Raw genomic sequence first — 3,607 nt, forward strand, 5'->3', positions numbered from 1 at the left:
CTCATTTCAGGTCGCGAAAAGATGAACCAGGTCGGGCGCTTCGGGGGCCGGTTTGCCAAACACGAGCTGGCCTTCCAGTCGCTCCAGGTGTTCGCGCATCAGGCGCGCGGCCTCGTGGCGGTCCTTGAGTCTGATGGCGGCCAGCAGCGCGCGGTGTTCGGTGCAGCCGCAGGCGGTGGCGTCTTCGCGGGCCTGGCTGTGCGGCGGGCTGTAGGCCATGAGAATCAGCGAGGTGCGCGAGACGAGTTCGCGCAGCATGCGCCCGAGTGTCTGGTGGCCCGAGTGTTCGGCGATCAGCAGGTGAAAGTCGCCCGAGAGGCGGATGGCCCGGCGTATGTCGCCGGCGGCGCGAGCGGTTTCTTCGTCGCGGATGCACCGGGTCAGCGTCTGGATGTCGGCACGCAACGCATGCTCGATAAAGCGTTGCACCAGGGTCGGCTCGATCAGACGCCGCGCCTCGAACACCTCGCGCGCCTCCTGCTCGCTGGGCTGGGCGATGGTGGCACCCCGGTTGGGCGTGAGCGTGACGACCTGCTCGTTCGCCAGCCGCACCAGCACGGGCCGGATGCGCGTGCGCGAAACGCCGAAAGCGTTGGCCAGCCGGTCTTCCACCAGTTTGGTGCCAGGCGGCAACTGGTGGTCGAGGATGGCGCAGACCATGCGTTCGTAGATGTCGGCGTCGGTGATCGGCGGGGTTGCCGCCGTGGCGGGGCCGGGTGCACTCAAACCGTGCCTCCTGGGCGTTTCTGGCGTCGGCCCAGGGCCATGGCCAAGCCGACGGTCAGGCCCATCACGAGAAAGGACACGACGGTGGTCACCGTGCCTAGCGCATAGATGGCCGGTGTGGTGACCGTGCTGGTCAGGCCCTGCAGTTCCAGCGGCAGGGTGTTGACGTCGCCAATGGCCTGCGAGGTGCGGGCGATCTCGTCCCAGCTCAGGGTGAAGCCGAACATGCCGATGCCGATGACCGAGGGCGCAATCAGCGGGAGCACCACGTGACGGAAGGTTTGCCAGGGTGTGGCACCGAGGTCACGGGCAGCTTCTTCGTAGGCAGGGTTGAAACGGTTGAAGACGGCAAACATGATGAGCAGGCCGAACGGCAACGTCCAGGTCAGGTGGGCGCCGGCGGCCGAGGTGAACAGGCCCAGCGACGTACCGTAGTTCTCCAGCGTTCCGGTGGCGCCCGCGGCTTCCAGCAGCCACTTGATGCCGCCATCGAGCAGTCGGAACTGCAGGCCGATGCCCAGCGACACGATGATGGACGGCATGATGAGGCTGGCCACCGTCACGTAGAACAGGGCATTGCCGCCGCGCAGCTTCTTGCGAAAAGCCAGGCCGGCGGACACCGACAGCAGAACAGTCAGCGCCATCACGACGAAGCCCACGCCGAGCGAGCGACGGAAGGCAGCGCCGATGTCCACCGTGCCCAGGCCTTCGGCCAACTGGCGGAACCAGTGCAGCGAGATGCCGCGCAGTGGAAACGTGAGGCCGCCTTCGGGTCCCTGGAAGGAGAGCACGAAGATCACGGCCATTGGCCCGTACATGAACAGCACGAACAGGGTGAAGACGAAGGCCAGAGGCCAGAAGCTGGCGGAACGGGATTCGGTGATGCGGGCCATGCTCATAACTCCTTGCGGATATCGACCAGCCGGGTCAGGCCCCAGATGATCATGAGCACGACGGCCAGCAGGATCACCGCGTTGGCTGCGGCCAGCGGGAACTGCAGGTAGCTGGTCTGCACCTGGATGATCTTGCCGACCGAGGCGATCTGTTGGCCACCCATGACGCCGATGGTCACGAAGTCGCCCATGACGATGGTGATGACGAAGATCGAGCCGATGATGATGCCGGTCTTGCACAGCGGTACGATCACGTTCCACAGCGTCTGCCAGGCGCTGGCGCCGGCGTCGCTGGCCGCTTCGAGCAGGCTGTGGTCGATGCGCATCATGCTGTTGAAGATGGGCACGATCATGAACATGGTGTAGAGGTGCACGAAGGCCAGCACCACCGAGAAATCGGAGAACAGCAGCCACGTGATGGGCTGCGCGATCAGCCCGATCTCCTGCAGGCTCTGATTGACCAGGCCGTTGCGGCCCAGCAGCGGCACCCAGGAAATCATGCGGATGACGTTCGATGTCCAGAACGGCACGGTGCACAGCACGAACAGGGCCGTCTGCATGCCCGAAGAGCGCACGTGGAAGGCGAGGAAGTAGGCCACCGCAAAGCCCAGCACCAGCGTGACCAGCCAGACCAGGAAGCTGAACTTGAGCGTGGACAGGTAGGTCGAGAGCGTCACGCAGAGATCACCGTGTTCGGTAAGCGTGGAACAGCCCTCGAAGATGGACAGGTAGTTGCGGAACGTGAAGGCCGGGATCAGCTCGTACTCGTTGAAGTCCCAGAAGCTGACCATCAGCACCAGGCCGAGCGGAATCAGGAAGAACAGCACGAACACCAGCGTGTACGGCGTGGCCTGCCACCAGGCGGGCACCGTGCGGTTGGGACTGTCGGTGACGGGGGCCGTCACGGCGGTGTTCGTGCTCATGGGCTCAGATGGCAGGGTGATCAGGCTGCGACGAATTCATTCCACTTGCGGACCATGTACTCGTTCTCGTCCATGACCGCGTTCCAGCAGGCGATGCCGCCCATGCGCTGCTGGTAGCTGCCACCGTCGCGCACACTGCCGGCCTTGGCCAGCAGGTCGCCGTGCGGGCTCTTGATGTCCTGGGTGGCTGGCTTGCCTTCCATCCAGTAGGCCCACTCGTAGGGTTCCATCTTGTCCTTGGCCGTTTCCAGCACGGCGCTGTAGTAGCCCTGGCGGTTGAGGTAGGCGCCGGCCCAACCGTCGAGGAACCAGTTGATGAACTCGTAGGCGCCGTCGAGTTTGCGCCCCGAGAGCGTGGCCGGCACGCCGAAGCCCGAGGCCCAGGCGCGATAGCCTTCCTTGAGCGGCTGGAACACGCAGTCGATGCCCTTGGTGCGCACGGCGGTCACGGCTGGCGACCACATCGACTGGATCACCACCTCGCCCGAGGCCATCAGGTTCACCGACTCGTTGAAGTCTTTCCACAGCGCGCGGAACTGGCCGGACTTTTTGGCCTCGATCAGGGTCTTGATCGTCAGGTCGATCTCGGCCTTGGTCATGTTGCCCTTGTCGGCGTACTTGTGGATGCCCATGGCTTCCACCACCATGGCCGCGTCCATGATGCCGATGGACGGGATGTTCAGGATCGCCACCTTGCCCTTGAACTCGGGGTTGAGCATCTCGGCCCAGGAGGTGATGGGGCGCTTGATCAGGTCGGGGCGGATGCCCAGCGTGTCGGCGTTGTAGGTGGTGGGGATCAGGCTCATGAACTGGGTCGGGCTCTTGGCGAAGACCTTGCTCTTCTCGCCCTCCAGAAAGATCACCTTCTTGGGTGCCGTGCCCTGGTCGCCCACCGGCTTGCCCGCCACCGTGCCGGTGGTGAACAGCGAGGTGATCTTGTCAGCGTTCTTGATCCGCTTCGTGTCGATGCCCTTGAGGTTGCCGGTGGGCACGATCTTCTTGAGCGAGAAGTACTCGGTGTCGATCAGGTCGAAGCTGTTGGGCGCGGTGACGGCGCGCTTGGTC

The 3,607-nt window shown here is 64.4% G+C and carries 4 protein-coding genes; all 4 read right to left on the bottom strand.

Going from position 1 to position 3,607, the window contains the following annotated elements; translation table 11 throughout:
* Positions 1–6: 6 nt before the first annotated feature.
* Positions 7–726 (bottom strand): GntR family transcriptional regulator, encoded by a 720-nt coding sequence (locus PHQ87_RS14975; RefSeq protein ID WP_300236079.1) that lies wholly within the window; start codon positions 724–726, stop codon positions 7–9.
* Positions 723–1,619, bottom strand: coding sequence for an ABC transporter permease (locus PHQ87_RS14980; RefSeq protein WP_300236082.1), 897 nt, complete (start codon positions 1,617–1,619; stop codon positions 723–725). Before PHQ87_RS14980 ends, PHQ87_RS14975 begins: the two co-directional genes overlap by 4 nt.
* A gap of 2 nt (positions 1,620–1,621) precedes the next feature.
* On the bottom strand, positions 1,622–2,542 hold the full coding sequence (locus tag PHQ87_RS14985) for an ABC transporter permease (protein ID WP_300236085.1): 921 nt from the start codon (positions 2,540–2,542) through the stop codon (positions 1,622–1,624).
* 20 nt (positions 2,543–2,562) lie between these two features.
* Positions 2,563–3,607 (bottom strand): extracellular solute-binding protein (locus PHQ87_RS14990; protein ID WP_300236088.1); only part of this gene is annotated, 1,045 nt, incomplete at its 5' end.

The organism is Hydrogenophaga sp. (assembly GCF_028698005.1).
Taxonomy (GTDB): Bacteria; Pseudomonadota; Gammaproteobacteria; order Burkholderiales; family Burkholderiaceae_C; genus Hydrogenophaga.

Coding starts and splice junctions, on each gene's coding strand:
- PHQ87_RS14980 (WP_300236082.1), bottom strand. CDS start 1,619: ATGGCCCGCATCACCGAATCCCGTTCCGCCAGCTTCTGGCCTCTGGCC.
- PHQ87_RS14985 (WP_300236085.1), bottom strand. CDS start 2,542: ATGAGCACGAACACCGCCGTGACGGCCCCCGTCACCGACAGTCCCAAC.